The sequence below is a fragment of the Streptomyces sp. NPDC044704 genome, from assembly GCF_056433525.1.
The window spans coordinates 31,608-55,619 of the sequence record NZ_JBWKGY010000034.1 but is presented as its reverse complement, the minus strand read 5'-3'; the positions used below and the strand labels follow the sequence as shown (position 1 = coordinate 55,619).

The window sequence follows — 24,012 nt, the reverse complement described above, 5'->3', positions numbered from 1 at the left end:
CACTCGCTACGACAAAACCCGCGAGTCCTACCAGGCAGCCGTCACCATCGCATCCCTGTTCCTCTGGCTAAAGCCCCTTTGAAGACACTGCCTAGTACAAGGACGAGCTGCCGGTGGACCTGCCGCCGGCACCGACCGATCCGACCGGCGCGCGCCGCCTCTATGGGCGCGGCCTGCTGGCGATGGCCAACGCCGGTCCGGCCACGAACGGTTCACAGTTCTTCGTCGTTTGCGGCGATTCCGCGCTGCGAACGAACTACACAGTTGTGGACGTTCGCGTATTTCCCCAGGGGTAAGTTCACGTAATTCCCCAGGTGCCCACCTGGCTGGGGCTCTGGTGACTCGTCTCATCAGAGCTCGACGCGGCGCTCGGCAGCCGATGGGGCATCGACAGAGCCGTAGCGCAAGACGACGTGTGCCAGCCGGAACGGCAGGTCGTTCAGGATGGGTGTCATGACAGCGAAGAGTGCATCGGCGTCCGGTCCGTAGGCGTAGAGAACCACCTCGCCTCCTCCGTACTCGTTGCCGTCGAACTCGCCAACGTCGGCTTGCTCGATCGCCTCGGTCAGGAGGGACTGGGCCTGTTGGACGACCTCCCGTTGGCTAGGCTCGCCGAGGCCGTCATCGGCCAGTCGACAGAGAGCGATGACGGCGTGCTCAACGTCGGATTCTGCTTCGTCGGTGTCGGCCATGCGGGAAGCGATCTCATTCCAGAGCTACCTCGGGATCAGCTCTGGCGATGCGCTGAGTGGTCGTGGGTGGGCACCTCGACAAGGGAGCAGAGTGGGTCTCAGAGCACTGGTACCGTCTCGAAGGCTTGGGCCGTACGCGTTGACCGATGACGGGATCGCGGCACTGCTGGCACGCTACGAGTTCGGTGATTCCTGTGTCCGCCGGGTGATCCTTGACCAGGAGTTCGGATGGAAGCCGCGGGGGCGGGCCGTCAGACTTGTGATCGACGTTCGGGTGGTGGACGAGGCCCTGCGGTGGGAGCCGGTGTGCCTGGACCTGGTCGACGTGAAGCGATTTCGGATCGACGAGAGCCAGGGCTCTCCTGGGGGAGTGCTCTACGATCCCCCGCAGTTCACCCGGTTCGACGGGCTGATGCAGGTCGACCTGTGTGCTGAGCGTTTCGGCAGCCTTCGACCGGGGAGTGGGCAGGAGGTCTTCGAGGGCTCGGAGTTGGTCTTCGAGGCGGTCGAGGGCACGTGGAGTGTCCTGGAGCCATGGAGCGTGTGACACCGCGCCCGCGACCAAGCGCTACTAGGTGATCGTGGGCTTGGCAGGCTTGTCGGTCGGGTTCTTGGGGCGCTTGTTCGGGCGGTAGCTGGGGCCGTTCATGATCACCTGGTGGCTGGTGTTGATCAGCCGGTCCAGCAGCGACTCGGCGACGACCGGGTTCGGGAAGACGGGATACCAGTCGCTGGGTGCCCGGTTGCTGGTGATGATCAGGGATCTGCCCTGCCGTTCGCTGACCAGTTCGTAGAGGTCATCGGCCTGGGATGCTCCGAGCTGGCGCATGGCGAAGTCGTCGAGGATGAGCACGTCGGGCCGTACAAGTTCACGAATGCGCTTGTCCCAGGTGCGGTCCGCGTGGCCGCCGGCGAGGTCCGCGAGGATGCGGCTGGTTTTGGCGAAGCGGACGTGGGCGCCCTGGCGGACGGCGAGGTGGCCAAGGGCCTGGGCGACATGTGTTTTTCCGACCCCCACAGGAGTGGGCAAGACACACATCGCCGTCGGTCTCGCGGTCGCGGCATGCAGGGCCGGATACTCGATCTACTTCACCAGCCTCGACGACATGGTCCGCAACCTCAAGACCGCCGAGGCTGCCGGGCGCCTGACCAGCAAGCTCGGCAGCTACCTCTGACCTGCTGTCCGCGTCGTCGACGAAGTGGGCTACCAACCCCTCGAGCGCGCCGAGGCCAACCTGGTCTTCCAGGTGATCTCAAAGCGCTACGAAAAGGGCTCGATCATCCTGACCTCGAACAAGACCTTCAGTAAATGGGGACAGGTGTTCGGCGACGAAGTCCTCGCCACCGCCATCCTCGACCGACTCCTCCACCACTGCGACGTGATCTCCATCAACGGACCCAGGTACCGACTCAAGAACCGGATCGCAGCCATCGAACGCGACCGGGACGACGCAGCCTGACCAAGCTCCCGGGAGTCTTCACAGGTCAGTCCAGACATGCCCCTCGGAGTAGTCGTGCCAGCCCCGGAAGAACCAGTTGGCAAGATCCCCGATTCGCTCGATGCAGTCCTCGAAGTAGGCATCGGGCGCCGGCTTTGGAAAGTTCGGATGTGACGTCCACGACGGAACCCAGGTCGCGACCTCATAGAACCCCTCAGCGACCCATCGATCGAGTTTCTCGTCAGACTGGGACCGCTCGCATGCGGCCCGCATCGCCCGCTCCAGGCAGGTGAAGGCAGTCCGGTCCCAGTCCAGATCTCCACGCAGCCGCAGCAGGAAGCTCCCTTCCTCTGCGTCGAACTCCCGCCTCAGAACCTTGGTGATCTCATCCATGGCCGAGATCATGACAGGCCCACGAAAGACCCCCGACACTGCCTTCGGTCAGCCAATCCCAACCATCACGCCGACCGTCAAGCGGTGCACGTCTGTCTGTACTTGGCGGAGCACTCAGAGGAGTACGCCGACACCGCCTGACGCGTGGGCCGGGCGACGGGCCCCGGGCGGGCAGCGGCCTGGCCTGGAAGCGGATGGTTTGCGCGGGAACAACAGCCGATCGTTGACCGTTCAACGTGTGTGGGTGTGGGAAGGGGCGGTGTCCCCGGGCCCAACCAATAGTCTGCGGGGAAGATCGTTCGACCATCTAAGGGCAGCCGGACATGTGTTCGATGCGTGAAGGCGAGTGCGCGATCATCTGGACCGTGACTTCTATGACTCCGTCCGAGCCCCTCGCCGCTGAGAACAACCGGATCAGGTGTGGTTCCGGTTTGTGCCGCGTGAAGGCTGGCTGCCCCATGACACCGAGGGGCTGTGGGCAACGCGGCTGAGCGCCGATACCGCCCGGGTGGAGAACGTCCCCTTCCTGCAGAACGGGGTCGCCGAGGGCGAGATCGTGCGCTTTGTGACGGATGCAGACGGTCTCCACTGGTCGAAGGAACGGGTGGAGGCGTCGGGCAACTGCACCATCCGCGTCCTGCCCGTTCCGTCCGGTCCACTGGGACGAAGCGCTCACGCTGTGCACGAGCGGCTGTCGCCCTTCGGCCTGGGCGGTGAGGTTTTCAGCGAAGAGTTCCCGTTGGTCGCCCTCACCGTGCCAGCCGAGGCAGACCTTGGTGGGATCAAGGCGTTGCTCATCCGCGGCCAGGAGGATGGGTGGTGGCACTGCGAAGTCGGTTGTGTCACCGATGCATGGCGCAACGCGTAGTCCGGTCGGCGAGAACGGCCCCGCTGGGGGCGGGGCCGGTGGGCGCTTTCGGGGGCGTGTCGGCCCGCGTAGTCCGGTCAACGCCTCTGTGCCTGCCTCCTGTTCTCTCGCCTATTTCGAACTGTTGCTTCCGACTGCAATCGATCATGGTGCGGTCTGCCACGGCCCGTACCGCTGAGGCAGGTCGCGCCAAGGAGCCCCAGTCCGCAGCCGCCACAACACACCATTGACCACCTACTGTCGGCGATCACGCCATGGACGGCCCCGCGCGTCCGCCTGCGGCAACAAGGGCTCTATCCGCTCCCACGCCGCGTCCGTCACCTCACCTTGACCTGCCACAAGACCGATTATTGGACCGGCTATAGGGTCCTCCCTGTGGCGAATCATCAGGACGAGACCAGAGCGGCCTACGACGGAGTCGTTGAGCTGTACGCATCGCTGTTCGCAGACCGGCTGGAGACGCAGCCGTTCGCCCGGGCCATGATCGGCACTTTCGCCGAACTGGTGCGCGCGACGGGCAACCTGCGGGCAGCGGACGTTGGATGCGGGCCCGGACACCTGACGGCCATGCTTCACGAACTGGGCCTGGACGCTTTCGGACTCGACCTTTCCCACGGCATGGTCGACCACGCCCGGCGGGCCCATCCTGCGCTGCGCTTCCAGGAGGCGCGGATGGAGTCCTTGCCGATCGAGGACGGTGTGCTCGGCGGCGTACTGGCCCACTACTCAATGATTCACACCCCACCGGGGGAACTGCCTGAGCTGCTCGCCGAGCAGGTCCGTGTCCTGGCGCCGGGTGGCGTGCTCCTGGTCTCCTTCTTCGGGACCGACGGACCAGAGCCGGTCAAGTTCGACCACAAGGTGGCACCTGCCTACAGCTGGCCGGCGGACCACCTCGCCGAACTGCTGGCCGATGCCGGACTCGTTCCTTTCGCTCGGCTGCTCCACGACCCGGCCTCCGAACGGGGCTTTCTCGACGCCTACCTGCTGGCCCGCCGCCCATAGGTCCATCCGTCCGGCTGGCGGGCTGGCTCCATCCGCTCGTCGCGCGCGTCAGGTGGTGCTGGTGGGCAGGCTCCGGACGGGGCTGCGGCGGGTGGTGTTGTCGGTGCGCCGGTCCAGCTCTGTGCGGAGTTCGTGGATGACCTGGGCATAGACGGCGACGTGCTCGCGGAGCTGGTCGTTGTCCTCCCGCAATGCGTGGGCGGTGGCTTCGGCGTCGACGGCGCGTGCGTGGAGGTGCTGGAAGGCTGGCGGGATGCCGTTCGCCTCGGTCTTTCGGCGGGCGAATTCTTCTTTCAGGTCAACATGCTTGTGCGTCAGGACCCAGCGCTTGACGCCTGCCTCGGCGGCGAGTTGTAGCGTGGTGAGCGCCCCGGCGGACCGGGTCGGCCGGCCGTCGAGCAGCCGCTGGATCGCCGCCGTGATGGCGTCGTGTTCGGTATCGCGGTCAGTCATCGTGGGGTTCTCCGCTGTTGGCGTGGGCGGTGACGATGCGCTCCAGGCGGTCGAGCTCGTGCTGTTCGCGGACGTGTCGGAAGGCGGGAGCCAGCGGATCGTCGACGAGCGGCCGTAGCTGCTCGATCTGGACGTGAACCTGTTCGATGTCGCGATCGGTCCGCGCGATGTTGACGCAGTTCGGGCGGCAGTCGTCGAGGTCGGGGGTGCGGCGGGTGCTGTCCTCCTCGCTGCGGAGGCGGCAGGCTGCCCGCTTCGGGCGAGGACGCAGGTCATGCCCTTGCCGGGGAAGATCTGCAAGTCGGGGTTGGCGAGCATGGCGTTGGCATGGCGCTTGGTTCGCAGGACTCGGCCGGCGAAGCGGGTGGGGGCCTGGACGCGGTGTCGATAGGTCTCGGCTGCTGGGCCACTGACCAGCTCGCCTTCACGCAGCCTTTGGTGGGCGTCGGCGAGGGTGTCCAGCCGGGCCAGCCAGTCCTCGCCGGGCCCGGCGAAGGTAGTCACGGACCGACAGATCGAGCTGCTTCTGAAGAAGAGGGCGTCGGTCCTGCACCTGTCCTCGGCGAACTACTGCTGGTTTGAGGACCCGGCGAAGGCACTGTGTCTCAAGCTCGCCAGCACCAGGTCCGCCGTAGCTCCGCTGACCGGGCTGTGTGACAGCTCCCGCTGCCCGCAGGCCACCCACCACCTCGTTCACCGCTCCGTCTGGCAGACCTCGGCCGACAACGGCGCCGTCCTGCTGGCCAGCACTCGCATCCCGCCCGCGGAGAAGGACCGGCTGCGGGCCGAGCATGAGCGGTCGATGCACGTTCTCGAAGAGATCGACAAGGCAGCCGGGAAGGCCGGATGACATGGCACTGAGCCCTCAGCAGCGTGACCAGATCGAACGGCGCATCCGCGCAGCCATCGACCGGCTGCTGGCCGGGCAGATCCCAGTCGGCGGCGCCTGCGACGTCAAGACGCTCGCCCGCGAGGCGGGCATCTCCCGCGCATCCCTATACCGGACCTGGGGCCACCTCAAGGACGAGTTCGAGAAGCGAAGGGCAGCCGCCTGGGCTGCTGGCCAGCAGCCCGACCCGCGCGAGGCCCGCATCGCACCGCTGCGTGACCTCAACCAGAGGCTCACCGGCAAACTCGCCCGCACCCACACGCAACTCACCCAGCTCAAGGAGCGCCACCAGCTACTCCTGTCGGTCCTGGCCGCCAAGGACGACGAAGTCCAGAGGCTTCGTCGTCAGCTCAGCACGTCCGCTGGGGTCCCGGATCAAAGGCAGGGGGACGACGCCAAGGGCGTCGTCCCCCTGCCCCGCCACTGATGTCACACCAGCGTGATCAGCAGGCGGAGAACAGCAGCGCAGTCTGATGAAGAGCTCAGTGCCTGGTTTCCAATGCGGCAAAGAATTCAGTGCACTCGCTGGCGAAGGAACAGAGCTGGTCCACGACCTGCCGGTACTCCTGAGGATCCTGCACCACGTTCGACGTGGCAGCGGTCCACTGCTGCCACAGGCCACCGGCGGCAAGGTATCGGGATGCTCTCTCGGTCCCAAGTACGGCATCAAGGTGAAGCAGTGTGCTGAGAGCAAAGGTCCGGTCATAGACGAGGTCGGGTTGAGGCAAGTAGCGATCAAGGTATCTGCAGACCAGATCGGCGTCCGCGCTGGTGCGGAAGGTGGCAAGAGTGATGCAGTAGGCCCCGCCGTAGGGGCCTGCGCTGGCCAGCAGGAGTTCGCCGATGCGGCTGCGGAACTCGGTCCTGCCGGCTACAGCGACCAGCCAGGAGGCAGTCCTACGCTCTCGCCAACCACCTTCGAAGAGGATGCTGAGCTCAGCGGGAGTGATCTCCCTGGCAGCCTGGACCAGCTCCCTCACGAACAGGTCGCGCTCAGGCCCACTCAACCGCAGCAAGCTTCCACCCAGCCGCAGGTACCGCCGGCCGGGCGTGACGAATCGCCGGACCAGCTCCATGAGCTCGGGGTCGGTGTTGGCATAGCGCATGGCTGCATCTTTGCCCGGCGAAGACCCAGCTGCCAGCGGTTTACCCAGAACCGAGTAACGTCGATGGAGGTCATCAGCGGCCACCCACAAGAGCGAATCGTGAGGCCAGACCGTGACGCCGCATAATCGCGACACCAGTGGTCTGCAGCGGGAAAGCGCCGCCCCCGGTCGCGAGCTGCGGGACCGAGACACTCGACATGGTGGACACGATCTTTGCCGCGTTAACCCAGAAGTCGCCGATGGCACTTCCGGCGCGGGCCAGTTCGAGCAGGGCGGCGAAGACGGCGGGACGGTACGTCATGCTGGATCTCTCCTGATCTCGAAGGGTGAGGGAGCGGACGGTCGGCTTTGCCGGTGCTGCGGCCGTCCGGTTGTGCGGGCCCCGTCCCGGCCTGCGTGGTCGGGACGGGGCTGGCTCACGCGGCCAGCCGGTGCGTGACCGGGCCCGTCATGCAGCTGCTCGGGTCCGCGGGGGTGCCGTCGAAGCACTCCAGGCAGCAGCCGAGCTTCTTGGAGAGGCAGATGTAGAACCGGCGGCCGCACTGGCCGCAGGTCTGCCGGGCCGCCATCGCCCGGTCCGGGGCTCGCTCCTGGGCGAGCGTCGGGACGCGCTTGGGCTTGGCTAGGTCGACGCGGAGCAGGTAGCCGCAGGTGGGGTGGGTGCAGGACCACTGCGGCCGGGTGGCGCACAGGCGGCAGCGCAGGATCGCGGCCGCGCCCTCGTTGTCACCGGGGCTGAGGCCCATGTCCCGTAACTGGCGCCGGGTGACCAGGCCCTCAGGGACGGCCCCGCGGTCGTACTCGGGCATCAGTGCGTCGCTGCGCGGCACCCGGTTCATCTCGCGGCGGCGCTTCTTTTGCGGGCGGGGCATCACCTGCGCCAGGCGGTGGGCAGCCGGTCGGGGCGGTGCGGGTAGCGGGGGCCGGGACGCTGCGGGCGGGGCCGTCCGATCCGGGCGGGGGATGAGCACGGGCTGTTCCTCCAGTCGTCGGTGGGGCGGTGCTCGGATCAGGCGGCGATGGCGGCGATCTGCGCGGCCTGGGTGCCGGTGAGGGTGAAGTCGGGTGCGGCGAGGAGGGCTTCGGCGACGGCTGTGATGCGGTGCCACTCGCGGTCGACGCGCTGCTGGGCGGTGGCCATGACGTGGTCCCAGGCGAGGCCGCCGTCGGGGGCGGGGCTGGTCTCGGTGACCTGGACGCCCTCGGCGGTGAGGATGCTGAGCGCCATCTGCTTGTCGTGGTCGGCCGCGCAGAGGCGGGCTGTATCTGGGGTGAGGCGGCCGTCCTCGGCGAGCTGGTGGAGGTCGGCGGCCTGGCCAGCGGCTCCGCAGACCACGGCCACGTCCAGGTAGGTGCCGAAGGACCTCGCCCAAGTAGTGGCGCCGGTCCAACCGGTGACGCCGTCGCGGGTGATGGGGTGGATCCGGACACGCTCGCAGGTGAAGCCGACCAGCTGGCCGAGCACGACGTGGCCGGCCTCGTGGAAAGCGAGCCCTCGCTGAATCAGCGGGAGCGGGGTGAACTGATAGCGGGCATGCCGGTAGGGCATGTGCTCGTCGAGCTCGTACATCGCATCCTTCTCCTGCCGGTCAACGGTGGTCAGCGCCGCGCCCCGCCGACGTCGTGCTGGTGTCGGCGGGGCATGGCGGTGGTGGGTGCGGCCGGGCGGCCTGTCCGGTCCTCGCCGACCCGCAGGACGGGGGCGAGGGCCAGGCAGGGCGTCGGGTCAGCGGGCGGTGCGGGTGCGCAGCAGGCGGGTGGCCCACGACCGCAGCCGGTCGAGGCGGCTGGGGTGGGTGTGCCGCCAGGCGGTGGGGAACACCGCGTCCGCGGTCGCGAAGCTGCGGGTCGCGCCGCAGGTGCAGGTGCAGGTGCAGGTGCAGGCGTACGGCTCGGGGCGGGTGTCGTCGTGGGTGGCGGTGACCTCGGCCGGGGCGCCGTCGAGGCGCCCGTGGAAGGTGCCAGCCCAGAGTTCGTTCTCGTCCAGCTTCACGGCGTGCCTTTCGGGTTCGGTGGCGGTCGCGGGTCAGCGCTTCTGGAGGGGGTGCACGTTGTCCGGGGTGTCGTCGGCCCCCGGAGCGGCCGGGGCCGGGAGGTGGATGTGCGGCTCGATCTGGTGGCCGCCGTTGTGGATGTGAGTGAAGAACGCCGGGCGCAGGGTCAGCCCGCGCAGGGCGAAGGCGGAGGTGGCGGTCCAGGCGAGGACGGCGAGGCCGGTGGCGATGGTGCGGCCGTCGGCGGGTGCTGCGCTGTGGACCATGGCGATGCTGGCCGCGCCCCAGGCGGTCCAGGTGATGCGGGCGCCGCTGCTGCGTACGAACCCTCCGATCAGGCCGAAGAGGCCGACCAGCTGCCAGACGGTGTAGACGGTGGAGGCGCTGATCGTCAGCGCGGGGGAGTGCGCGGCGATGTACGTGCGGATCGGCTGGTCGATGACGGCGAAGACGCCGGTGGAGGTGTCGGTGCCGACCTGGACGCGGGGCGCGGCCGTCAGCAGGCTGTGCAGCATGGCGGCCAGGGCGTCGGTCGCGCTGTCCATCAGCAGGATGACGAAGGAGATTCCGGCGAGGCCCAGCAGTGCCTTCAGCCAGTTGGCCGTGCCGTGCCAGCCGAGGGCCGGGGCCTGGCGCAGGTCCTCCCAGCGGTCGTGCAGGACGCCGCCGTCGTCCCAGGCGTCGGCCCACCAGACGCGCAGGGCCTGCGTGCGCTTTGGCTTGTCCTCGAGTTCTTCGAGCAGCAGGGGCGCGGCCGCGGGGAGCCCGTGGCCGGCGGCCGGGGACTGCTGACGCGGGCCGGGGATGTTCGGGGTGCGGTCGTTGTGGTCGGCCATGGTCGGCTTCTCCTTCAAGAGCGGTGACGGCGTGTACGGATGGGCATGGCTCTGTTGCCGGGGCCTGGTGGTGGGCCAGGCTGGGCGCAGGCCAGGGAGCAGCGAGGGGGCGCGATGGCATTCGAGTTCGATTCGGTGATCGCCGACGGGGTGATCTATCCGGCGTCCACGGACGACGACGGCGTGCTGTGGATCGACGACGAGGACGACTACGAGGTCGTCGTCGACCACGCGATCGTCGATGGGGTGATCTACGAGGCGGAGGTCGATGAGTACGGCCGCTTGCTGATCTACCTGGACGACGACTGAGCGCGCGGGCTGCTCCGGGGGGCCTGTCCCGTACTCGACTCCCGGCCCGGCCGGGGCGGGGTTCGAGTACGACGCAGGGTGCCGGTCAGTGGTGGATGTCGTTGCGGGTGCGGGCGAAGAACATGCCGCGCGTGGTGCTGTTGCTGGTGATGTCGGTTCGCATGGTGACTGGGCCCTCGTAGACGTTGACGGTCTTGGTGACGGCGGAGCGGGCGCGGTTGATCGCGCCTCCGATCGCGGTGGCGGCCATGGCCAGGCCCGCGAACGGCAGGGTGACCATCAGGACTCCGGCGAGGCTGACGGAGGCCAGGCCCTGGAGCACGAGCCAGGCGCCGCAGCCGATGCCGGTGACCCCGGCGCCGACGCCGATGCTCGCGACCGCGATCCCGGCCGCCCAGGCCGGGACGATCCGCTGGTCGGGCTGCTGGACGGGCGGGGTGTCGCCGTAGGCGGGCACGGGGGAGTGGTCGCGGTACGACGTCGGGAAGGTGCCGGGCGGCTCGGTGCGGAAGCTCGCGTCCATGATGCGCTGGGCTTCGGCGGCGGCCTCGGAGTCGGACATCGGGCGGCCGGCGGTGGGGTGGAAGTCCATCGTGCTTCTCCGTTCGGGTACGGCCGCGCCCTCCCGGCCGGGGCTGCGGGGAGGGCGCGAGGGTGGGGGAGCGGGGCGGGCTACTGCCGGTAGGCGGCGGCCTCGAACGCGGCGAGCGTCGGGTACTGCAGCCGCAGGGTGGCCCGCGGGCCGGTCTCCGGCTCGGGCTGCTCCTGGACGCCGTTCTTGCGTCCGGCAAGCAGCAGCTGGTTCAGCAGGCGGCGGGCCTCGGGGTCGTTGGCGAGGACGGTGGCGGCTTCGCCAACGACGAACAGGGGGCGGTTCATGGCGGGGCTCCGATCGGTTCGTTGGGCGGGGTTATCCGAGGGTGCCGAGCCATCCGGCGATGCCGCCGATCGTGCTGTTGATGGCGGGCGCGATGCCGGTGGAGGCGAGGGAGAAGCCGAACAGGACGGCGGCGAGCGCGGGCCACAGCCGCAGGTAGCCGGTGCGGACCAGGACCACGACGAGGATTCCGGCGAAGACGACCAGGGAGACGGTCAGCGCCACAGCGGGTGAGCTCCTTCGGGAAGGCCGACGGCCGGGCGCGGGCGTAGTGCCCGGCCCGCCGGGCGGTGGGGCGAGGGTGCGGGTCAGTTCCTGATCGCGGTCAGGGTGTTGCGGACGCTGCCGAGCTTGACCTCGCGGCCGCCGTCGGCGTTGACGAGCTCCAGGATCTGGAGGGCGTCCAGCGGGTCGTCGTGCGCGTCCAGGACGGACTGGATGCGGTCGCGCAGCGTGCGGGCCTTCGGCTTGGCCGCGGCGGCCGGGACCGGCGAGGGGGCCGCCTTGGCCCCGCCGCCGCTGCTCTTCTTCTTGCCGCCCCCGCCGCCTTCGCCGTCCTCGTCCTCCTCGGGCTCGGGGAAGACGGCCCGGTACGCCTCCATGCCGTCCAGGCGCTGGCAGTAGGCGTCCCCGATCAGGCCCCAGGCGTCTTCCTCGATCTCCGGCGGGGCACCGGGGCGGCCGTAAAGGTCGAGGACCTCCGGGTCCAGGCCCTCGGTGGGTGTGGCCGACCCGATGTTCCAGAACCGCATCTTGCTGGTGGGGTAGCGGCCGTTGACGTTGTACGCGGTGCCCTGGGTGCCGGGCAGGTCGCTGTCGTCGTGCTCCTCGTCGAACTGGCTCACCAGGTCGACCTCGCCCGCGTACTTCGGGATCGGCGCGAGAACCTGCCCGGCAGGCAGCAGGCCGTCAGTCACCAGCTGCTTCATCATCGAGCTGGTCCAGCGCAGCAGGACCACTTCGCCTTCCTTCAACATCGCGCGGAGAGTGTCGCTGCCGCCCATCTCCTCAAGGTGGCCGGCCTGCGCGAACAGGCCGATGCCGACGCCGAGGCTGCGGCCGGTGCGGCCGATGTCCTTGATGTAGAAGGTGGCCTCGTCCCGGTACGGGGCGCCCTTCTCCAGCAACCTGTTGGCCTCGTCGATGATCTGGTAGATCATCGGGTCGGGCCGGTCGCGCAGGAACTTGGAGCGGCCCAGGCGGGCGTAGCGCTCCTGGCGGTCCATCATGGTCAGCCACGTCGTGCGCAGCTGCGCCATCGTGCCTTCCTGCGTGGTGACCCTCCAGGCCACGTTGCCGTCCAGGCCGGGCCCGGCCTGCCCGAACGCTTCCGGTGCGGACTGGCCGCCCTTGAGGTCGGCGTACAGGACGGCGATCCCGGAGCGCTTCATCGCGGCGAGTATGATCTGCCCGGCGGTGGACTTGCCCGCGCCGGTGGTGCCGAACAGCAGCAGGCGCTGCGCGGAACCGGACGCCGGGTCGTACAGGCGTAGCAGGGAGGGCCGGCCGTTGTGGTAGCGGCCGATCCAGATGCGGCCGCGGGCGTCCATGACCAGCATCTCGGGGCCCGCGAGGATGACGCGGGCGAGCGGGTCGTGCGGGTAGATGGTGACCAGGGCCTTGGTGCCCATGACGCTGGTCTCCACCGCGAGCCGGTTGACGTCCGCGATGTTCAGCGCCGCGGCGAGGCGCTGCGGGTGGTAGGTGATGATGTCGCCGGGCTCGGCCGCTTCCACAGTCAGCTCGTAGATCCTGCTCATGCGGGGAGCTCCTTGGTCTCCTCGTCGGGGATGTCGACGGTGCGGATCGCGGTGATGACCGTGGAGGGCATTCCCTTGGGGGCGATGAGCTTCTCCCACGCCGTGTAGAGGTCCATGGCCTCCTCGGGGGCCTGGCCGACGGTCAGCCGCCGCACCCCTGAGCCCTGGCGGGGCACGGGGGTAATGACGATCTCGTCCTCGGGCCAGTTGATGGCTGCGGACAGCTCCAGCAGGTCGATCTTCGGGACCGGCTTGCCGGGCAGCGTGGAGCGGATGACGGCGGTCATCGACTGCTCACCGGTGCGTTCGATCTGCTCCAGCACCGTGTTCGGGGCGGCGCCGCCCTCGATGGCGACGTGCTGCGCCCAGAACACGGCCTGCGGGTGCTGCGGCCCGGCCTGGACGTCGTCCTGGACCAGGAGCTCGCGGGTCTGCTCGATCGCCTCGGGGGTGAGGGACTTCTCGCGGCCGACCAGGATGCGGGCCACCCGGGCCGGGCGCACGTACAGGACGGCAGCACTCCATCCGGCGTCGGCGAGGAGCTCCCAGTACCAGTCGATACCGGGGATGATCCGCTGCGCGGTGAGCAGGACGGCCATAAAGACGGAGGGGGCCATGTAGAGGCCCATGGCGGTGTTGCCCGCGGCGTCGCGTCGCAGGGTGAGGGACCAGGCGGCGCCCCAGCCGGCGCAGCCGAGGGCGGCCAGGACAAAGGGGGCGTAGAGGTCGTGGGTGAAGGCGCCGGTGGCGAGCGCGCCGGTACCGGCCACGGTGGCGACGCGGCCGACGGCGTTGCGGGCCAGGGCGAAGCGGCCGCGCAGGGGTCCGAGGCGGATCATCGGTGAGCTCTCCTTGTCAGGGCATAGGGAAGGGCGGCGAACCCGTCGTGGGGTTCGCCGCCCTTCGTGCTCTGCGAGTGAGGTTGTTGGTCAGCTGTCGTTGCCGCGGAGGTAGTCGAGGTCGACGCGCTCGTCGATGCCCCGGCCGGTGCCGGAGGTGTGCTGGTCAGCGCAGTCGCCGGACCAGGACTGGTGCGGGTAGCAGGTGGTGCGGTCGGTGGCGGTCAGGCCGCCGCCGGCCTCCGCCTGGTCCTCGCGGCTGAGGGCGTTGAACAGCTTCCGGTCACGCATTGGCTTCTCCTCTTCAGGGTGGGCGGGTCAGCGGTTGCTGTAGAAGGTGCGGTCGGCCATCTCGATGCCGTCGGGCATGTTGCTGGCGGCGTCCGCGACGGCGCCGTAGTCAGCGATATGCCCGTCGGCGGTCTCGTGGAAGAGCGCGCTCATCTCCTCGCACTCCACGGCCATGGCTTCGGCTTCGTCCTTGCAAGACCGCATCACGGTCGCCGCTTCGCGGTGCTCGTTGACGGTGGACTGGTCGACAGCCTTGGACGCGGCGAGGTCGGCAAGCTTGTCGACCGACTTCGCGCAGTCCTCCACGTACTTGAAGGTGGAGCGGACCTGGTTGGACAAGCCCGCCATGGTGGCACTAGCTGCGGTCAGCTGCGCGACGACAATGCCGAAGCGCACGGCGCCGACGATGGCGGAGCCGGTCGCCCGGAGAGCGCCGCCGATGACGGGTACAAGGTCGGACACGATGGGTTCTCCTATTCGACGTGGTAGTCGCGCTCGGCGGGGGCGGCGTGGCCGTGGTCGCGGGTGACGTCGGCGAGCGGCTTGTGGCGGCGCTCGGCGTTCTCACCGGCGGTGCGGATGGACTCGGAGGCAGCGGGCAGCTTCTCCGCCAGGGCCTCGGCCTTCGCCTTCACGCTGACGGCCTTCTCCGCGAGGATCAGGACCCAGCCCTCCAGGACGCCGGGCACCTTGAGTTCAACGATCTTCGTGTGAAGGGCCTCCAGCCGCGTCATCATCGTCTCGCAGCCGTCCGCGGCGGCGCGGGCCTCATCGACGCCCGCCATGATCTCCTCGGCCATGTCGGCGTCGGATTCGATGACGTCGTAGATCGTCAGGTCACTGTCCGCGTACTGGGTGCTCGGTGCCTTCGTCGGGACGGGCACGGTCACTACAGATCCTCCCTTTCGTGCTGCGGGAATCGCTCCGGCCGGGACCCCGGCCCTGCGTCGCGCCTCGCGCTGGCGTGCCTCCCAAACCTGGCCGCCGGCCTGTTCGACGGTGATGGTCGTGCCCTCGGCGTAGCCCCAGCCCGAGGGCGGGCCGAACCCCCCGGCCGGTGCCGATGCCGGGTCCGGTCCAGCCGTCGTGGCCGAGCTGGTGGAGCTGGACGGATCCGGGTCCGACCGCCCGGAACGACGCGCTCCCGCCCGCTCCCACCAGCCGCGGAGCGAACGGCGCTGGTCGCCCTTCTTCTTGGAGGCCGGGCCGGTCGGCGTCGGCCTGGTCGTGCCCGTGCTGCCGGTGGGACCGGCGGCCGGGCCCGGTCCGGGCTTCCGCGGCTTCTTGGTGAGGCGGACCTTCTTGCGCAGATTCACCGGCGGCCTCGGCGTCGTACCCGCGGGCGCGCCCGGCCCCGGCGTCCGGGGCTTCTTGGTGAGCTTGACCTTCTTGCGGAGGTTCACCTTCGGGCCCTTGCCGGCCGCCGCGGTGGTGGCGGGCTTGGGCTTCTTCGTCAGGTCAACCTTCGGCGTCGCCGTGCCGCTCGGTGCGGCCGTGCTGGGCTTGGGCTTCTTCGTCAGGTCGACCTTCGGCGTACCTGGCGTCGCCGTCCCGGCCGGGGCCGGCGTCTTCTTCCCCTTCTTCTTGCCCTTGGGGAACGTGGTCAGGACCGGCGTGAGCTGCTTGCGGCGCTTGTTCAGCCGCCGCTCCGATTCCGCCGCGATGGCCGCCGGGAGAGTGACCCTCGCCGCGCCCTTGCGCTTCGGGGAGCCGCCGGCACCCGACTTCCGCCTGCCCTTCTTGCCCTTGCCCTTGCGGCTCGTGGACGGAGTGGACGAGGACGGCCGCTTGCGGCCCGGCTTCGGACCCGTTCCGGCCGGGCCGGGCTTGGTGCCGGATGAGCCGGGCTTCGTACCCGTTCCCTTCCCCGAGCCCGGCTTCGTGCCGCTGCCGGTGCCGGGCTTCGTGCCCGTGCCTGTTCCCTTGCCCGTGCCGGGCTTGGTCCCGGCCGGGCTCGATCCGGTCCCGCGGCCCGGCTTCGAGCCGGAGGACGGTGTGGTGCCGCCGCCCCCGCCGGACTTGCCGGAAGTGCCGGTGCCGCTCTTCGGCTTGGGGCCGTTGCGGATCCGGTCGGCGGCCCGGTCGCGGACGGCTCCGGAGAGGCTTCCCGAGTGGTTCCTGGTGCCGGTTGTCGGGCTCATTCCGCCCCCAACTCCAGGCATTCCAGGACCCTTTGCCCTGGAGGACTCCAGGGCGCCTCTGCGGCCTCCACCGCCGCCTCCACGCCCGCCGATGCCCAGCGAGGGCGTACGGCCACCAGAGGCCCCGCCAGGACCCTTGGTGGGCGCCTTGGATCCGGAGGCGCCCGGCGACTTGGAACCGCTGGGGGACCGGAACGTGCTGGGCGGGGAGTTCTTTCCGGAGTTGGTCCGGCCTCCTCCGCCGCCCGCCGTGCGGGTGCTGCGGCCGAATTCCGGGCCGGGCTGCAAGCGGCCTTTCTGGCGTGCCGTTTCCAGTCCGATGGCGGCTTTATCGGCTGCCGCCTGCCGCTTATCTGCAATGGCTCGATGATGTTCGTGGCGGGCTTTCAGATAAGCGGCGGCATTCCATGCACCGCGCATTGCGGCGACGGTAATACCGGCCATCATCACCACGGACATGGCGGCGATTCCCTGCCCTTGCGGGCTGTCCGGAATTCCGGGGTCGGCGTGTGCGGCCGTGGTGTCGGCGCCACCGCCGACGTCGGAATTCCCCGCGACCAGCAGGGAGGGCGGGGGCGCCAGGGTGGGCAGGGCGGTCAGGGCGGGGGTGACGGCCCCGGGGGCCGGCGGGGCGCTGCCCACCGGCCCCGGGATCGTCAGCCCGCCGGGGAAGTCGAAGACGGTCCCCCCGGCGTCGTCGTCGGCCATCGGCCGTCTCCTTCGGTCAGTCACTCCGGGTCACGGATCCGGGGGCCTCACGCGCGCTTATAGGCGCGCATGACGGAGCCCCCGGATTCACGGAGTGAGGCGGTGATGATGAGCGGTGATGAGCGCGGAGCGTTACGACGAGGCGGGCCGGCCCTGCTGCTCCGTGGTCCAGCCCCGGAGCAGCACGACCAGGTCGGCCCACGCCTTGTCGTCGGTGCCCGCCAGGAGTCGGGCCAGGTCCCACAGCGCGGTGGCCCGCGCCTTGTTCGTGGTGGTCTCCGCCAGGCGCTTGTTCCAGCGCTTCGTCTGACCCTTGGAAAGGTGGCCGGACACTTATCAGGCCCTCTTTTCCAGGAAGTCCAGGAAAGTGCTCTGACCGCCGTCCGTGCCGGTCTCCTGCACCACTCCCTTCCCATCGCCACCCGGCTCAGCCAGGGCGCTGGTGAGGCCGTTGAGGCACCCGGCGGCGTTGACCGCGCGGGCGGTCGCCAGGCCCTTCTTGTGGACCTTCTCCAGCTCCTTCTTCTCCGCCTTCTTCTCACGCCTGGCGGGCAGTTCGACATAGCGCCGCTGATATTCGGCGTCGAGCCTTCCGGCGTGGTTCACCGCGTCCCGCAGGTCCTTTTCGAGCTGCGCCAGCGGACGGGAAGCGAGAAAGGCCCGGACTCGGGCCTCGAAGGGCTTGTCCCCGTCGAACTGGATGTTCTCCAGGTCGGCCCGGTACTCGCCGAGCAGGGCCCTGACCTCGTCGGCCATCTGCCGCAGCCGCTCGCGCTGCTGGGCGGCGTAGACGGCGGTGCCGCCGGGCTTCATCAGATGGTCCGAGGTCCACCGGTTGCTGTTCTCGGGCATGGCAGAAGACCTCCAGGTCTCGGGGTGGGGAGAGGGGGAAGGGGTCGTGGGTCCGTGTCCCCGAGGCGTGCGTGCGGGGCCGGGTGGTGCTCGGTTCGGGCGGGCGGTCCGCGCCCCCGCTCCGGGAGGGTGCGGACCGCGGGCCTGCCGGCCGTGGCCGTCACCGGTCCGCGCTCACGCTCGGGGGAGCGTGAGCGCGGACCGGGGGCGACCATGAGCGGCAGGAAAGCTGAGCGCCGATGGGCGCTCAGGTCCAGCGCAGAGCGTGCTGGGCGCTCAGGCGTTGACGGGGACGCTCGCCCCGGCGCTCACGCTCGCGCTCGCCGGGGCGCTCGGGGTGCCCTCCTCGACCTGAGCGCGCAGGCGCTGGGCGGTCGGGCGGGAGACCGGCTCGTCGGACAGACCCGCAGCGGTGAGCGCGTCGCGGATCTCCGTCCACTCCGGACGGCGCCCGAGCTCGGTGTAGAGGAGACGGATGCGGTCGTGGCGGCGCTCGGTAAGCGCGTCCCGCTCGCTGTGGGTTCGGCCGCCCTCCGCTCGGTGAGCGTCCTCGTCCTCCACCGGACGCTCGCCCTCCTGAGCGCCCCGGGTGAGCGCCGGGCGCTCGCGCTCGCCCTCACCGCCGCCGGAGGTGAGCGCGCTCACCTTGGGGTGAGCGCCGCCCGATTCCGGGTGAGCGTCGGCGCTCACATCCGCGCGCTCGACGGTGTGAGCGTCCTCGGGGGTGAGCGCGTCTGCGAGCGCGGCGGGCGCGATGTCGAGCTTGAGCGCCATCCGCTTGTCCAGCGGCGCCTTCCACCGCCACAGCCAGCCGTACTCCTCCTTCAGCTGCGCCCGCAGATAGGTCCGCTCCTGGAGCCGGGTGAGCGCCTCCGCGTAGGAGGTGATCTCCCACAGGATCATCCGGCGGCGAAGCCGGGCGGTGGGGATCGGGGCGAGGATCCAGCGCGAGCGCCGCACCGTCTCCATCCGCTTCTTGCCCGTGACCGCGCCGATCTTCGTGGCGTACACGTGCGAGGCGATCTCGGAGAACACCACCCACAGCAGGGTGAGGGCGGCGTGCCCGATGCGGCCCGCCGCGGAATCCGAGGCGTTCCAGTTCAGGTACACGGTCACCGCCGTGAGCACCCGGGGCACCCAGCGGATCCAGCGGAGCTCCATCCCCATACGGATCAGAACCAGGTTGGCGCCGGTGAACGCGGGGATGGCAACGTCGACGCCGACCGGCAGCAGCCAGGGCCACTCCCAGCCCCACCCGGCGGCCTTGGTCTCCAGGGCGGTGTAGGAGGAGAGCAGGCCGAGGGTGGAGACGACCGCGGCCGCCAGGACGATCCCGGCGACCAAGAGCAACTCCTGCCCGGACAGCGGCGGGACCCCGCCGACGGGCCGGGCCTCGTCGCAGATCCTGCGCCGGGTGGCGCGGGACTCAGCCCGGATCTCCCGGCGGCGGGCCCGCTGCACGGTGCGCTGCGTGGCCGCCTCGAGGACCCGCTCGGCCTCGGCCAGGACCTGCGCGGCGGCGGCCTGGTCCGTCGTGGCCTTGGCCGTCGCCTCCCGGGCCGTCTTCGCGTCCGTCTCGGCCTGCTCCCGCAGCCTGCGGACGTCCTTGTCGGTGGCAGCCCGCAGATCCTCAGCGGACCTGCGGGCGTCGGCAAGTGCGCGCTCGGCGTCGGCGCGAAGGCCAGCGGCCATCTTCTCCGCCCCGGCCCGCACCTGCGCGGCCTGCTCGTCCGCGCTCGTACGCGTCCGCTCCGCATCGGTGCGGGCCCGCTCCAGGAGCTCCTCGGCGTCCTGGGCCGCCCGCGTGCGGGTGTCAGCGGCGGTGCACTCGGCCTCGGCCAGGAGCTCGGTGCGCTTGTCCGTCGCGTCGGCGAGGACTTGCGCTGCCTCCCGGCCGGCCTCCGTACGGGCCTGCTCGGCGTCGGCGGCCGCCGTGTTCACGGCTTCCTGCGCCCGGCGCTGCGCGTCGGCCAGGACCTCCTCGGCCTTCCCGGACGCGGTGGTGGTGAGGGCCTCGGCGGCGCCGCGGGCGGCGGCGAGCAGCTGCTCGGCCGCCGCCTCGGCGTCGGTTCGGACCTGCTGGGCGTCGCCGGCCGCGGTGGTCGCGGCGTCCTTGCGGAGCTGGTCGGCGGCCGTGACGGCGTCGGCCAGGAGCTCGTCGGCCTTGCCGGTCGCCTCGGTAGTGAGGGCCTCGGCCTTCTCGCGGGCAGCGACAAGCAGCTGGTCCGCCGTGGTCTCGGCGTCCTTGCGGGCCCGCTCTGCGGCAGTGGCAGCCTCGGCCAGGAGGCGGGACTGCTCAGCGGTCGCCTCCGCGGTGAGGGTGGCCGCCTCCGTTCGGGCGCCGTCCAGCAGTTCGGCGGCGCGGGCCTCGCCTTCGGCGAGGATCCGGGCGGCGTCGGCGGCGGCCTGGTCGCGGAGGTCGGCGGCGCGATCGGCGGCGTCGGCCAGGACCGGGTCAGCCTCCTCGTGTACCAGCACCAGCGGCATGGTGTCCTCCGTGGCGGCCTGGGCGGGGATCGAAGCCTCGGTGGCGGTGGTCTTGGCGGCGCGTCCGGCGCCGCGGGGCTTGGCAGGCGGGGCGGGCTTGCGCCTGCGCCGGGCGGTGGTGTTGGCCACGGGGGTGTCCTCTCTTACTCCGGCGCCTCGTGCAGGAGGCCACCGCGGGTCGGCGTCGGTCGGTAGGGTCAGGACCAGGCCCTCCGGGGCCCCGGCAGCGTCAATGCCGGGGACTCGGAGGGCCGTCTGCGTGCAGCAGGCCGTCAGGGGCGGGCGGGCAGCGCGCTGCTGTCCTTGCCGAGGTGCTGGCGCAGCCAGGCAACGGCGGCCGGGGTCATCGCCCCGGTGTCCGTCTCGCTGAGCGGCGCGGTGTCGATGTCGTGCATCGCGTCGGTGGCCGGGAGCAGCCGCATGTAGTCGGGGTCGATCCCGGCGCGGGCTCGGTTGGCGCTCAGCTCGACCAGGTCGTAGAGGACCTTGCCGGTGTCGGCGTGGATCCAGGACCGCTCCACCCGGCCGACGAAGGTGTTGCCGGGCTTGCCGAGCCAGAACTTCTCGACGTCGCGGAACACGACGAAGTCGCCCTTGGTGTAGGTGACCTTCGGCTGTACGGCCTGCGTCTGGGGCTGGGTCATGTGCTCTCCTCACTCGCGTACACCGGCTCCGAAGGCCGGTGGATCCGGACTGCCCGGCTCCCAGTCACCGCCCGTCCCGGCCGCCGGGGTTCGGCGGTCGGGACGGGCGGATCAGGCAGCCGTCAGACCGCGGCGCGGGGGCGGTGCGGGGCGATGATCTGACCGTCCGGGAGCAGCTCGCCGGTGTCCTCGAACACCAGGACGGAGTTGCAGAGGAGCGACCAGCCCTGTTCGGGGTGGGAGGCGATGGTGCGCGCGGCCTCACGGTCGGGGCTGTCGGCGGTCGGGCAGGTCGGGGTGTGCGTGCAGAGCGAGGCCGGCAGCCGGCTGTTCCCGGCGGCCGTAACGGTGCTGAGCTGGATGCTGGTACGCATGGGCTCTCCTGTGGGGGTGCGGGCCCGAGACTCTCCCGGGCTGGAGGCGTGCGAAAGGCCGGCCGCCCGTCGTGCGGGCGGCCGACCGGTGTTGGTGCTGTGGGGCGGGCGGAAAGTTGGTGGGCGCTCCCGTCCTGCGGGAGCGCTCGCCGTTGCTCTGTCTCAGTGGCCGGGGCCGGCGGTCCACTGGTCCGGGACGGTCCAGCCCGCGCGGAGCGGGATCGTGCCGCGCTCCCGCTCCGTCGAGGCCGGCTCGGTCTTGGCGGCGGGCTTCGGCGAGGCGATCCGGGGCAGCACGATGCGGGGACGGCTCTTCATGGCGAACTCCGATCAGGGAAGCGGCAAGGCGGTGGAGCGGGACACCGGGTGATCAGCTCCTGCCGCGCCGGGCGAAGGGCGGGTGGATGTCGGTGACGTGGTGGCCTGCGTCCCAGGCGGCCGCCGCAGTGAGCACGGCGGCCGCCAGGAGCGCCTGGGTGAGGGGGTGGGTCAGGCCGCGCGCGGCGATCGCCCGTACCGCGTGGTGCTGGGCGGTACGGGCGGCCGGTATGTGCACGCGGGTTCTACTCGTTCTCGGGCTGCGGCTGCGGCGGCGTCCCGCAGGTGCAGGTCTCGTGCCGGACCGACTGGTACGGCTTGCCGTCTGCGCCAACCGAGTTAACGGTGACCAGGGTCGGCGGGTGGCCACAGCCGCTCACCGGAGCGTGCCCCTCGCGCTCGTCGGCACGGCGGGAACGGCGGCGGCCGGGCAGTGGCAGGTCCAGTAGCCGCACAGGCTGCAGGCGTCATCCGCCGCTCGGACCGGCAGGTTGAAGGTGAGCAGCGGGGGCCGGATGTAGCCCATCTCGGCGAGGGTGCGCCGGGCGCGGCGCCCGTCGGGGATCCGGGCGTCGTCCCGCTCGGCCATCCTGAGCAAGAGGGTGCCGACCTGGTGGAGTGAGTCGGTCTCGTCCCGCTCGAAGCCGCGCTCGTCGTCCCTGCGCTCGATGTCATCGATCTTTCCGCCGCGGGGGGTCAGGGTGGTGGTCATGCCGCGACCTCCCAGCCGCTACGGGCGCGACGGGCGGTGCGCACCACAGCCAACTTGGCGGCGAGCTCGGCGATCCGCTCGTTCTGCTGCCGCAGGAGTGCGGCCTGGTGCGGCATGCCACCGCTCCGGGTCGGCATCCTGCGGGCCTCGCGGTTCAGCTTCACGGCGAGGTCCGTGAGCTTGTTCCACTCCTGGTCGCTGGCCTCGTCGTCGGTGATGGCGGCGGCCAGGCGCTGGGCCTGGAGTTCGCGGAGGGCGACCAGCTCGCAGCCGGAACGGCCACCGCGGACCAGGTCGTCGACGCGGTCGTTGCCGTCGCCGTCGCGCAGGGCCAGCTCCTCGCAGGCCGTGCGGACGGGGCAGCCGTGGCAGAAGCGGATCGCCTCGGCGCGCTGTGCCTGCCAGGTGGCCGGCGGCTCACCGTCGGCACGGAAGAAGAGGTCGGTGTCGGCCTGGGCGCACTTGGCGCCGGCGTCGATCGCGGCCTGGAGTACCGGGCGCCGCATCCGGCGGGCCTGAGTGGATGTCATCCTGTGCATGTGCGTCTTCCCTTTCCGGAGGGGGACTGCAAAGACGAACCCCCGGGGGCCAAAGCCCGGGGGTTCGTCGTGCTCTGACTGCTTTGCGAGCAGCCACCGCCACCCGCACCTCGCGGGTGGCGGCGACTGTGGGCGATCCTCGGATTCAGCGGCGTTCGATCTCCGCCTGTACCTGCCGAGCCTCGGCCACGGGCCACGACCGAATCAGCCGATCCAGGCCGGACTTGTCACCGCGGGCGGCCAGGGCCAGCACCTGGTCCGCCCGCTGGTGCACCACCGAGCCCTCACCACTGATCTGCTTGTACGCCTGCGCGGCCGCCTGGCGCGCCAGACCGTTGAAGACGTCCTCGACCTGCTTTTCCCAGCTCATCTGCGATCTCCTTCGGTTGTGGCTGTCGTACGAGCAGCCACGGCCCCGGCAGCCCCTACTGCGGGGCGGCCGGGGCCGTGGTCGTTCGTCTCGGGGTGCGGGTCAGGCCGCGAGTGCGGACCTGCGGCAGCGGACGGTGTACGCGGCGGCGTTCTCGCCCGGGGTCGGGGCGGGCAGCGCGGCCGTGACCGCAGCCACCAGGGCGGTGTGCTTGGGCTGGTCTGCCGAGGTCAGGGGGCGGCGCCAGATCGTAGCCAGGTGGGTGTAGGCGGCGCGGGTGATGTGCTCCTCCAAGGCGTCGCCCGCGCACCGGTGCTGGTCGGCGTCGGCCAGCGCGTGAAGGACGCCCGTGGCCAGGGCGCGAACTGAGCGCCGGTCCCCGGCGGTCTGGGGGATCGTGGCCAACGGGGCGCCGGCGGGTCCGTCGACGGCCCGGCCGCGGGTGGTGGGGATCGCGTCGGCGGGAACCGTGCGGGCGGCGTCGGCCTGGCGGGCGGCGGGCACCACACGCTCCCACTGGGCGCGCCGGTCGGCGGGGCGCTCCTGGGGCTGGCTGGCCTTGAGGGTCTGGACGGTGGCGCGGCGGTGGCGGGTGACGTCGACGGCGAGCCGCTCCTCGCGGGCCCAGTCGCTGTACTGAAGGCGCCAGGCGTAGTCGGTGATGTCCACGTCGACTAAGCGGTTGCTGGAGCTGCAGCGGATCGCGGCGGCGACGCCAGCCTTGCCGGTGTGGTGCGGGACCGTCTTGAGCAGGTAGGTGCCGCGGTGGGGGGTCACGGCCACCCAGGTGCCGCAGCCAGGGCACACGAGCGAGATGCGGCGGGTCTGCGTGGTTTTCACAGGCCGCATGTCGATGTGACCGGGCGACAGGGTGGAGAGGGCGATCGCGTCGAGGGGGCTGACGCGGGAGGTACGGGTGCGGCCCTTACGCTTAGCGGCCTTGGGCATGGCGAGCTCAGGCATGGCGACTCCTCGGCAGGAAGAGAGAGGGGGGGTGTTCGCGGGGCGGATGCTCTCTCCACCCACCAGGTCCACGGACCAACAGCCCGGATCCCGGCGGATAGACAGCGCATCAGCGCTGAGGTCGTACAGCAGTCCTGCCGGCCGGGGGGTTTG

35 protein-coding genes and 3 pseudogenes are annotated in these 24,012 nt (G+C 70.7%); 8 read left to right on the top strand and 30 right to left on the bottom strand.

Annotation, left to right across the window (positions count from 1 at the left end; all coding sequences use genetic code 11):
• The first annotated feature begins 113 nt into the window (after window positions 1–113).
• On the top strand, window positions 114–296 hold the full coding sequence (locus tag AC07B0_RS39105) for a peptidylprolyl isomerase (protein WP_478900455.1): 183 nt from the start codon (window positions 114–116) through the stop codon (window positions 294–296).
• A gap of 54 nt (window positions 297–350) precedes the next feature.
• Here AC07B0_RS39105 and AC07B0_RS39100 read toward each other — a convergent pair whose 3' ends face one another.
• Window positions 351–692 carry a hypothetical protein gene (locus AC07B0_RS39100; RefSeq protein ID WP_478900454.1) on the bottom strand — a complete coding sequence of 114 codons (342 nt, stop codon included), beginning with the start codon at window positions 690–692 and terminating at the stop codon, window positions 351–353.
• 91 nt (window positions 693–783) lie between these two features.
• Between AC07B0_RS39100 and AC07B0_RS39095 the strand changes: the two genes are divergently transcribed.
• Window positions 784–1,239 carry a hypothetical protein gene (locus AC07B0_RS39095; protein WP_478900453.1) on the top strand — a complete coding sequence of 152 codons (456 nt, stop codon included), beginning with the start codon at window positions 784–786 and terminating at the stop codon, window positions 1,237–1,239.
• Between the two features lie 24 nt (window positions 1,240–1,263).
• Here AC07B0_RS39095 and AC07B0_RS39090 read toward each other — a convergent pair.
• A pseudogene (locus AC07B0_RS39090) lies at window positions 1,264–1,725 on the bottom strand (ATP-binding protein); the annotation flags it as partial.
• Here AC07B0_RS39090 and AC07B0_RS39085 point away from each other — a divergent pair.
• A pseudogene (locus tag AC07B0_RS39085) lies at window positions 1,706–2,152 on the top strand (ATP-binding protein); the annotation flags it as partial. The pseudogenes AC07B0_RS39090 and AC07B0_RS39085 sit on opposite strands and share 20 nt — an antisense overlap.
• Before the next feature lie 18 nt (window positions 2,153–2,170).
• On the opposite strand, the gene AC07B0_RS39080 reads toward AC07B0_RS39085, so the two are convergent.
• A complete protein-coding gene (locus AC07B0_RS39080; protein WP_362882742.1) occupies window positions 2,171–2,524 on the bottom strand; it encodes a hypothetical protein in 354 nt (117 codons plus the stop codon).
• A gap of 418 nt (window positions 2,525–2,942) precedes the next feature.
• Here AC07B0_RS39080 and AC07B0_RS39075 point away from each other — a divergent pair, with 418 nt between their 5' ends.
• Window positions 2,943–3,392, top strand: a complete 450-nt coding sequence (locus tag AC07B0_RS39075) for a DUF4265 domain-containing protein (protein WP_478900452.1) — start codon at window positions 2,943–2,945, stop codon at window positions 3,390–3,392.
• Window positions 3,393–3,542: 150 nt separating this feature from the next.
• On the opposite strand, the pseudogene AC07B0_RS39070 reads toward AC07B0_RS39075, so the two are convergent.
• Window positions 3,543–3,731, bottom strand: a pseudogene (locus tag AC07B0_RS39070) (transposase); the annotation flags it as partial.
• Window positions 3,732–3,767: 36 nt separating this feature from the next.
• Between AC07B0_RS39070 and AC07B0_RS39065 the strand changes: the two are divergent.
• Window positions 3,768–4,397: a class I SAM-dependent methyltransferase gene (locus tag AC07B0_RS39065; RefSeq protein WP_478900451.1), complete on the top strand. Its 630-nt coding sequence runs from the start codon at window positions 3,768–3,770 to the stop codon at window positions 4,395–4,397.
• Window positions 4,398–4,445: 48 nt separating this feature from the next.
• On the opposite strand, the gene AC07B0_RS39060 is transcribed toward AC07B0_RS39065, so the two are convergent.
• Window positions 4,446–4,850, bottom strand: a complete 405-nt coding sequence (locus AC07B0_RS39060) for a hypothetical protein (RefSeq protein ID WP_478900450.1) — start codon at window positions 4,848–4,850, stop codon at window positions 4,446–4,448.
• A gap of 454 nt (window positions 4,851–5,304) precedes the next feature.
• On the opposite strand from AC07B0_RS39060, the gene AC07B0_RS39055 reads away from it, so the two are divergent.
• Window positions 5,305–5,700, top strand: coding sequence for a hypothetical protein (locus tag AC07B0_RS39055; RefSeq protein WP_478900449.1), 396 nt, complete (start codon window positions 5,305–5,307; stop codon window positions 5,698–5,700).
• Window position 5,701: 1 nt separating this feature from the next.
• Complete coding sequence (locus tag AC07B0_RS39050; RefSeq protein ID WP_478900448.1) at window positions 5,702–6,166, top strand: hypothetical protein; 465 nt, start codon at window positions 5,702–5,704, stop codon at window positions 6,164–6,166.
• A 55-nt stretch (window positions 6,167–6,221) separates the two neighbouring features.
• Here the strand turns inward: AC07B0_RS39050 and AC07B0_RS39045 are convergent, their stop codons facing one another.
• The 6 genes from AC07B0_RS39045 to AC07B0_RS39020 form a co-directional block, all read right to left on the bottom strand.
• The gene (locus AC07B0_RS39045; RefSeq protein WP_356883718.1) at window positions 6,222–6,845 is read right to left on the bottom strand and encodes a DUF6000 family protein; all 624 of its coding nucleotides are present in this window, start codon (window positions 6,843–6,845) and stop codon (window positions 6,222–6,224) included.
• Window positions 6,846–6,918: 73 nt separating this feature from the next.
• Complete coding sequence (locus AC07B0_RS39040; protein ID WP_478900447.1) at window positions 6,919–7,146, bottom strand: hypothetical protein; 228 nt, start codon at window positions 7,144–7,146, stop codon at window positions 6,919–6,921.
• Between the two features lie 115 nt (window positions 7,147–7,261).
• Complete coding sequence (locus AC07B0_RS39035) at window positions 7,262–7,717, bottom strand: RRQRL motif-containing zinc-binding protein (RefSeq protein WP_478900446.1); 456 nt, start codon at window positions 7,715–7,717, stop codon at window positions 7,262–7,264.
• 137 nt (window positions 7,718–7,854) lie between these two features.
• On the bottom strand, window positions 7,855–8,415 hold the full coding sequence (locus AC07B0_RS39030) for a hypothetical protein (protein WP_478900445.1): 561 nt from the start codon (window positions 8,413–8,415) through the stop codon (window positions 7,855–7,857).
• Between the two features lie 156 nt (window positions 8,416–8,571).
• Window positions 8,572–8,838, bottom strand: coding sequence for a hypothetical protein (locus AC07B0_RS39025; RefSeq protein WP_478900444.1), 267 nt, complete (start codon window positions 8,836–8,838; stop codon window positions 8,572–8,574).
• Window positions 8,839–8,871: 33 nt separating this feature from the next.
• Window positions 8,872–9,675 carry a hypothetical protein gene (locus AC07B0_RS39020; RefSeq protein WP_478900443.1) on the bottom strand — a complete coding sequence of 268 codons (804 nt, stop codon included), beginning with the start codon at window positions 9,673–9,675 and terminating at the stop codon, window positions 8,872–8,874.
• Between the two features lie 114 nt (window positions 9,676–9,789).
• Between AC07B0_RS39020 and AC07B0_RS39015 the strand changes: the two genes are divergently transcribed.
• Entirely contained in the window at window positions 9,790–9,984 is a 195-nt protein-coding gene (locus AC07B0_RS39015; protein WP_478900442.1) for a hypothetical protein, read from the top strand.
• Window positions 9,985–10,069: 85 nt separating this feature from the next.
• Here the strand turns inward: AC07B0_RS39015 and AC07B0_RS39010 are convergent, their stop codons facing one another.
• The 19 genes from AC07B0_RS39010 to AC07B0_RS38920 all read right to left on the bottom strand — a co-directional run bounded on the left by AC07B0_RS39010 (window position 10,070) and on the right by AC07B0_RS38920 (window position 23,859).
• A complete protein-coding gene (locus AC07B0_RS39010; protein ID WP_478900440.1) occupies window positions 10,070–10,576 on the bottom strand; it encodes a hypothetical protein in 507 nt (168 codons plus the stop codon).
• A gap of 80 nt (window positions 10,577–10,656) precedes the next feature.
• Window positions 10,657–10,863 carry a hypothetical protein gene (locus AC07B0_RS39005; protein WP_478900439.1) on the bottom strand — a complete coding sequence of 69 codons (207 nt, stop codon included), beginning with the start codon at window positions 10,861–10,863 and terminating at the stop codon, window positions 10,657–10,659.
• A gap of 31 nt (window positions 10,864–10,894) precedes the next feature.
• A complete protein-coding gene (locus AC07B0_RS39000) occupies window positions 10,895–11,086 on the bottom strand; it encodes a hypothetical protein (protein WP_392847077.1) in 192 nt (63 codons plus the stop codon).
• Window positions 11,087–11,169: 83 nt separating this feature from the next.
• Window positions 11,170–12,621: an ATP-binding protein gene (locus tag AC07B0_RS38995; RefSeq protein ID WP_478900437.1), complete on the bottom strand. Its 1,452-nt coding sequence runs from the start codon at window positions 12,619–12,621 to the stop codon at window positions 11,170–11,172.
• Window positions 12,618–13,460 (bottom strand): hypothetical protein, encoded by an 843-nt coding sequence (locus AC07B0_RS38990; RefSeq protein ID WP_478900436.1) that lies wholly within the window; start codon window positions 13,458–13,460, stop codon window positions 12,618–12,620. The genes AC07B0_RS38995 and AC07B0_RS38990 overlap by 4 nt, the downstream gene beginning before the upstream one ends.
• Window positions 13,461–13,550: 90 nt before the next feature.
• On the bottom strand, window positions 13,551–13,751 hold the full coding sequence (locus AC07B0_RS38985) for a hypothetical protein (protein WP_478900435.1): 201 nt from the start codon (window positions 13,749–13,751) through the stop codon (window positions 13,551–13,553).
• 27 nt (window positions 13,752–13,778) lie between these two features.
• Window positions 13,779–14,213 carry a hypothetical protein gene (locus AC07B0_RS38980; RefSeq protein ID WP_478900433.1) on the bottom strand — a complete coding sequence of 145 codons (435 nt, stop codon included), beginning with the start codon at window positions 14,211–14,213 and terminating at the stop codon, window positions 13,779–13,781.
• 11 nt (window positions 14,214–14,224) lie between these two features.
• Window positions 14,225–15,892 (bottom strand): hypothetical protein, encoded by a 1,668-nt coding sequence (locus tag AC07B0_RS38975; RefSeq protein WP_478900432.1) that lies wholly within the window; start codon window positions 15,890–15,892, stop codon window positions 14,225–14,227.
• Between the two features lie 840 nt (window positions 15,893–16,732).
• Window positions 16,733–16,933, bottom strand: coding sequence for a hypothetical protein (locus AC07B0_RS38970; protein ID WP_478900430.1), 201 nt, complete (start codon window positions 16,931–16,933; stop codon window positions 16,733–16,735).
• 3 nt (window positions 16,934–16,936) lie between these two features.
• Window positions 16,937–17,452, bottom strand: a complete 516-nt coding sequence (locus tag AC07B0_RS38965) for a hypothetical protein (RefSeq protein WP_478900428.1) — start codon at window positions 17,450–17,452, stop codon at window positions 16,937–16,939.
• Between the two features lie 276 nt (window positions 17,453–17,728).
• Window positions 17,729–20,068 carry a DUF2637 domain-containing protein gene (locus AC07B0_RS38960; RefSeq protein ID WP_478900427.1) on the bottom strand — a complete coding sequence of 780 codons (2,340 nt, stop codon included), beginning with the start codon at window positions 20,066–20,068 and terminating at the stop codon, window positions 17,729–17,731.
• Window positions 20,069–20,211: 143 nt separating this feature from the next.
• Window positions 20,212–20,583, bottom strand: a complete 372-nt coding sequence (locus AC07B0_RS38955) for a hypothetical protein (RefSeq protein ID WP_478900426.1) — start codon at window positions 20,581–20,583, stop codon at window positions 20,212–20,214.
• A 122-nt stretch (window positions 20,584–20,705) separates the two neighbouring features.
• Window positions 20,706–20,957: a DUF5999 family protein gene (locus AC07B0_RS38950; RefSeq protein WP_478900424.1), complete on the bottom strand. Its 252-nt coding sequence runs from the start codon at window positions 20,955–20,957 to the stop codon at window positions 20,706–20,708.
• Between the two features lie 162 nt (window positions 20,958–21,119).
• Window positions 21,120–21,275: a hypothetical protein gene (locus AC07B0_RS38945; protein ID WP_478900422.1), complete on the bottom strand. Its 156-nt coding sequence runs from the start codon at window positions 21,273–21,275 to the stop codon at window positions 21,120–21,122.
• Between the two features lie 52 nt (window positions 21,276–21,327).
• Entirely contained in the window at window positions 21,328–21,513 is a 186-nt protein-coding gene (locus AC07B0_RS38940; protein ID WP_478900421.1) for a hypothetical protein, read from the bottom strand.
• Between the two features lie 138 nt (window positions 21,514–21,651).
• Window positions 21,652–21,987, bottom strand: a complete 336-nt coding sequence (locus tag AC07B0_RS38935; protein WP_478900419.1) for a hypothetical protein — start codon at window positions 21,985–21,987, stop codon at window positions 21,652–21,654.
• On the bottom strand, window positions 21,984–22,526 hold the full coding sequence (locus AC07B0_RS38930; RefSeq protein ID WP_478900418.1) for a WhiB family transcriptional regulator: 543 nt from the start codon (window positions 22,524–22,526) through the stop codon (window positions 21,984–21,986). Before AC07B0_RS38930 ends, AC07B0_RS38935 begins: the two co-directional genes overlap by 4 nt.
• Window positions 22,527–22,671: 145 nt before the next feature.
• Window positions 22,672–22,896 carry a hypothetical protein gene (locus AC07B0_RS38925; RefSeq protein WP_478900417.1) on the bottom strand — a complete coding sequence of 75 codons (225 nt, stop codon included), beginning with the start codon at window positions 22,894–22,896 and terminating at the stop codon, window positions 22,672–22,674.
• A 102-nt stretch (window positions 22,897–22,998) separates the two neighbouring features.
• Window positions 22,999–23,859: a hypothetical protein gene (locus tag AC07B0_RS38920; protein ID WP_478900416.1), complete on the bottom strand. Its 861-nt coding sequence runs from the start codon at window positions 23,857–23,859 to the stop codon at window positions 22,999–23,001.
• Between the last annotated feature and the right edge of the window lie 153 nt (window positions 23,860–24,012).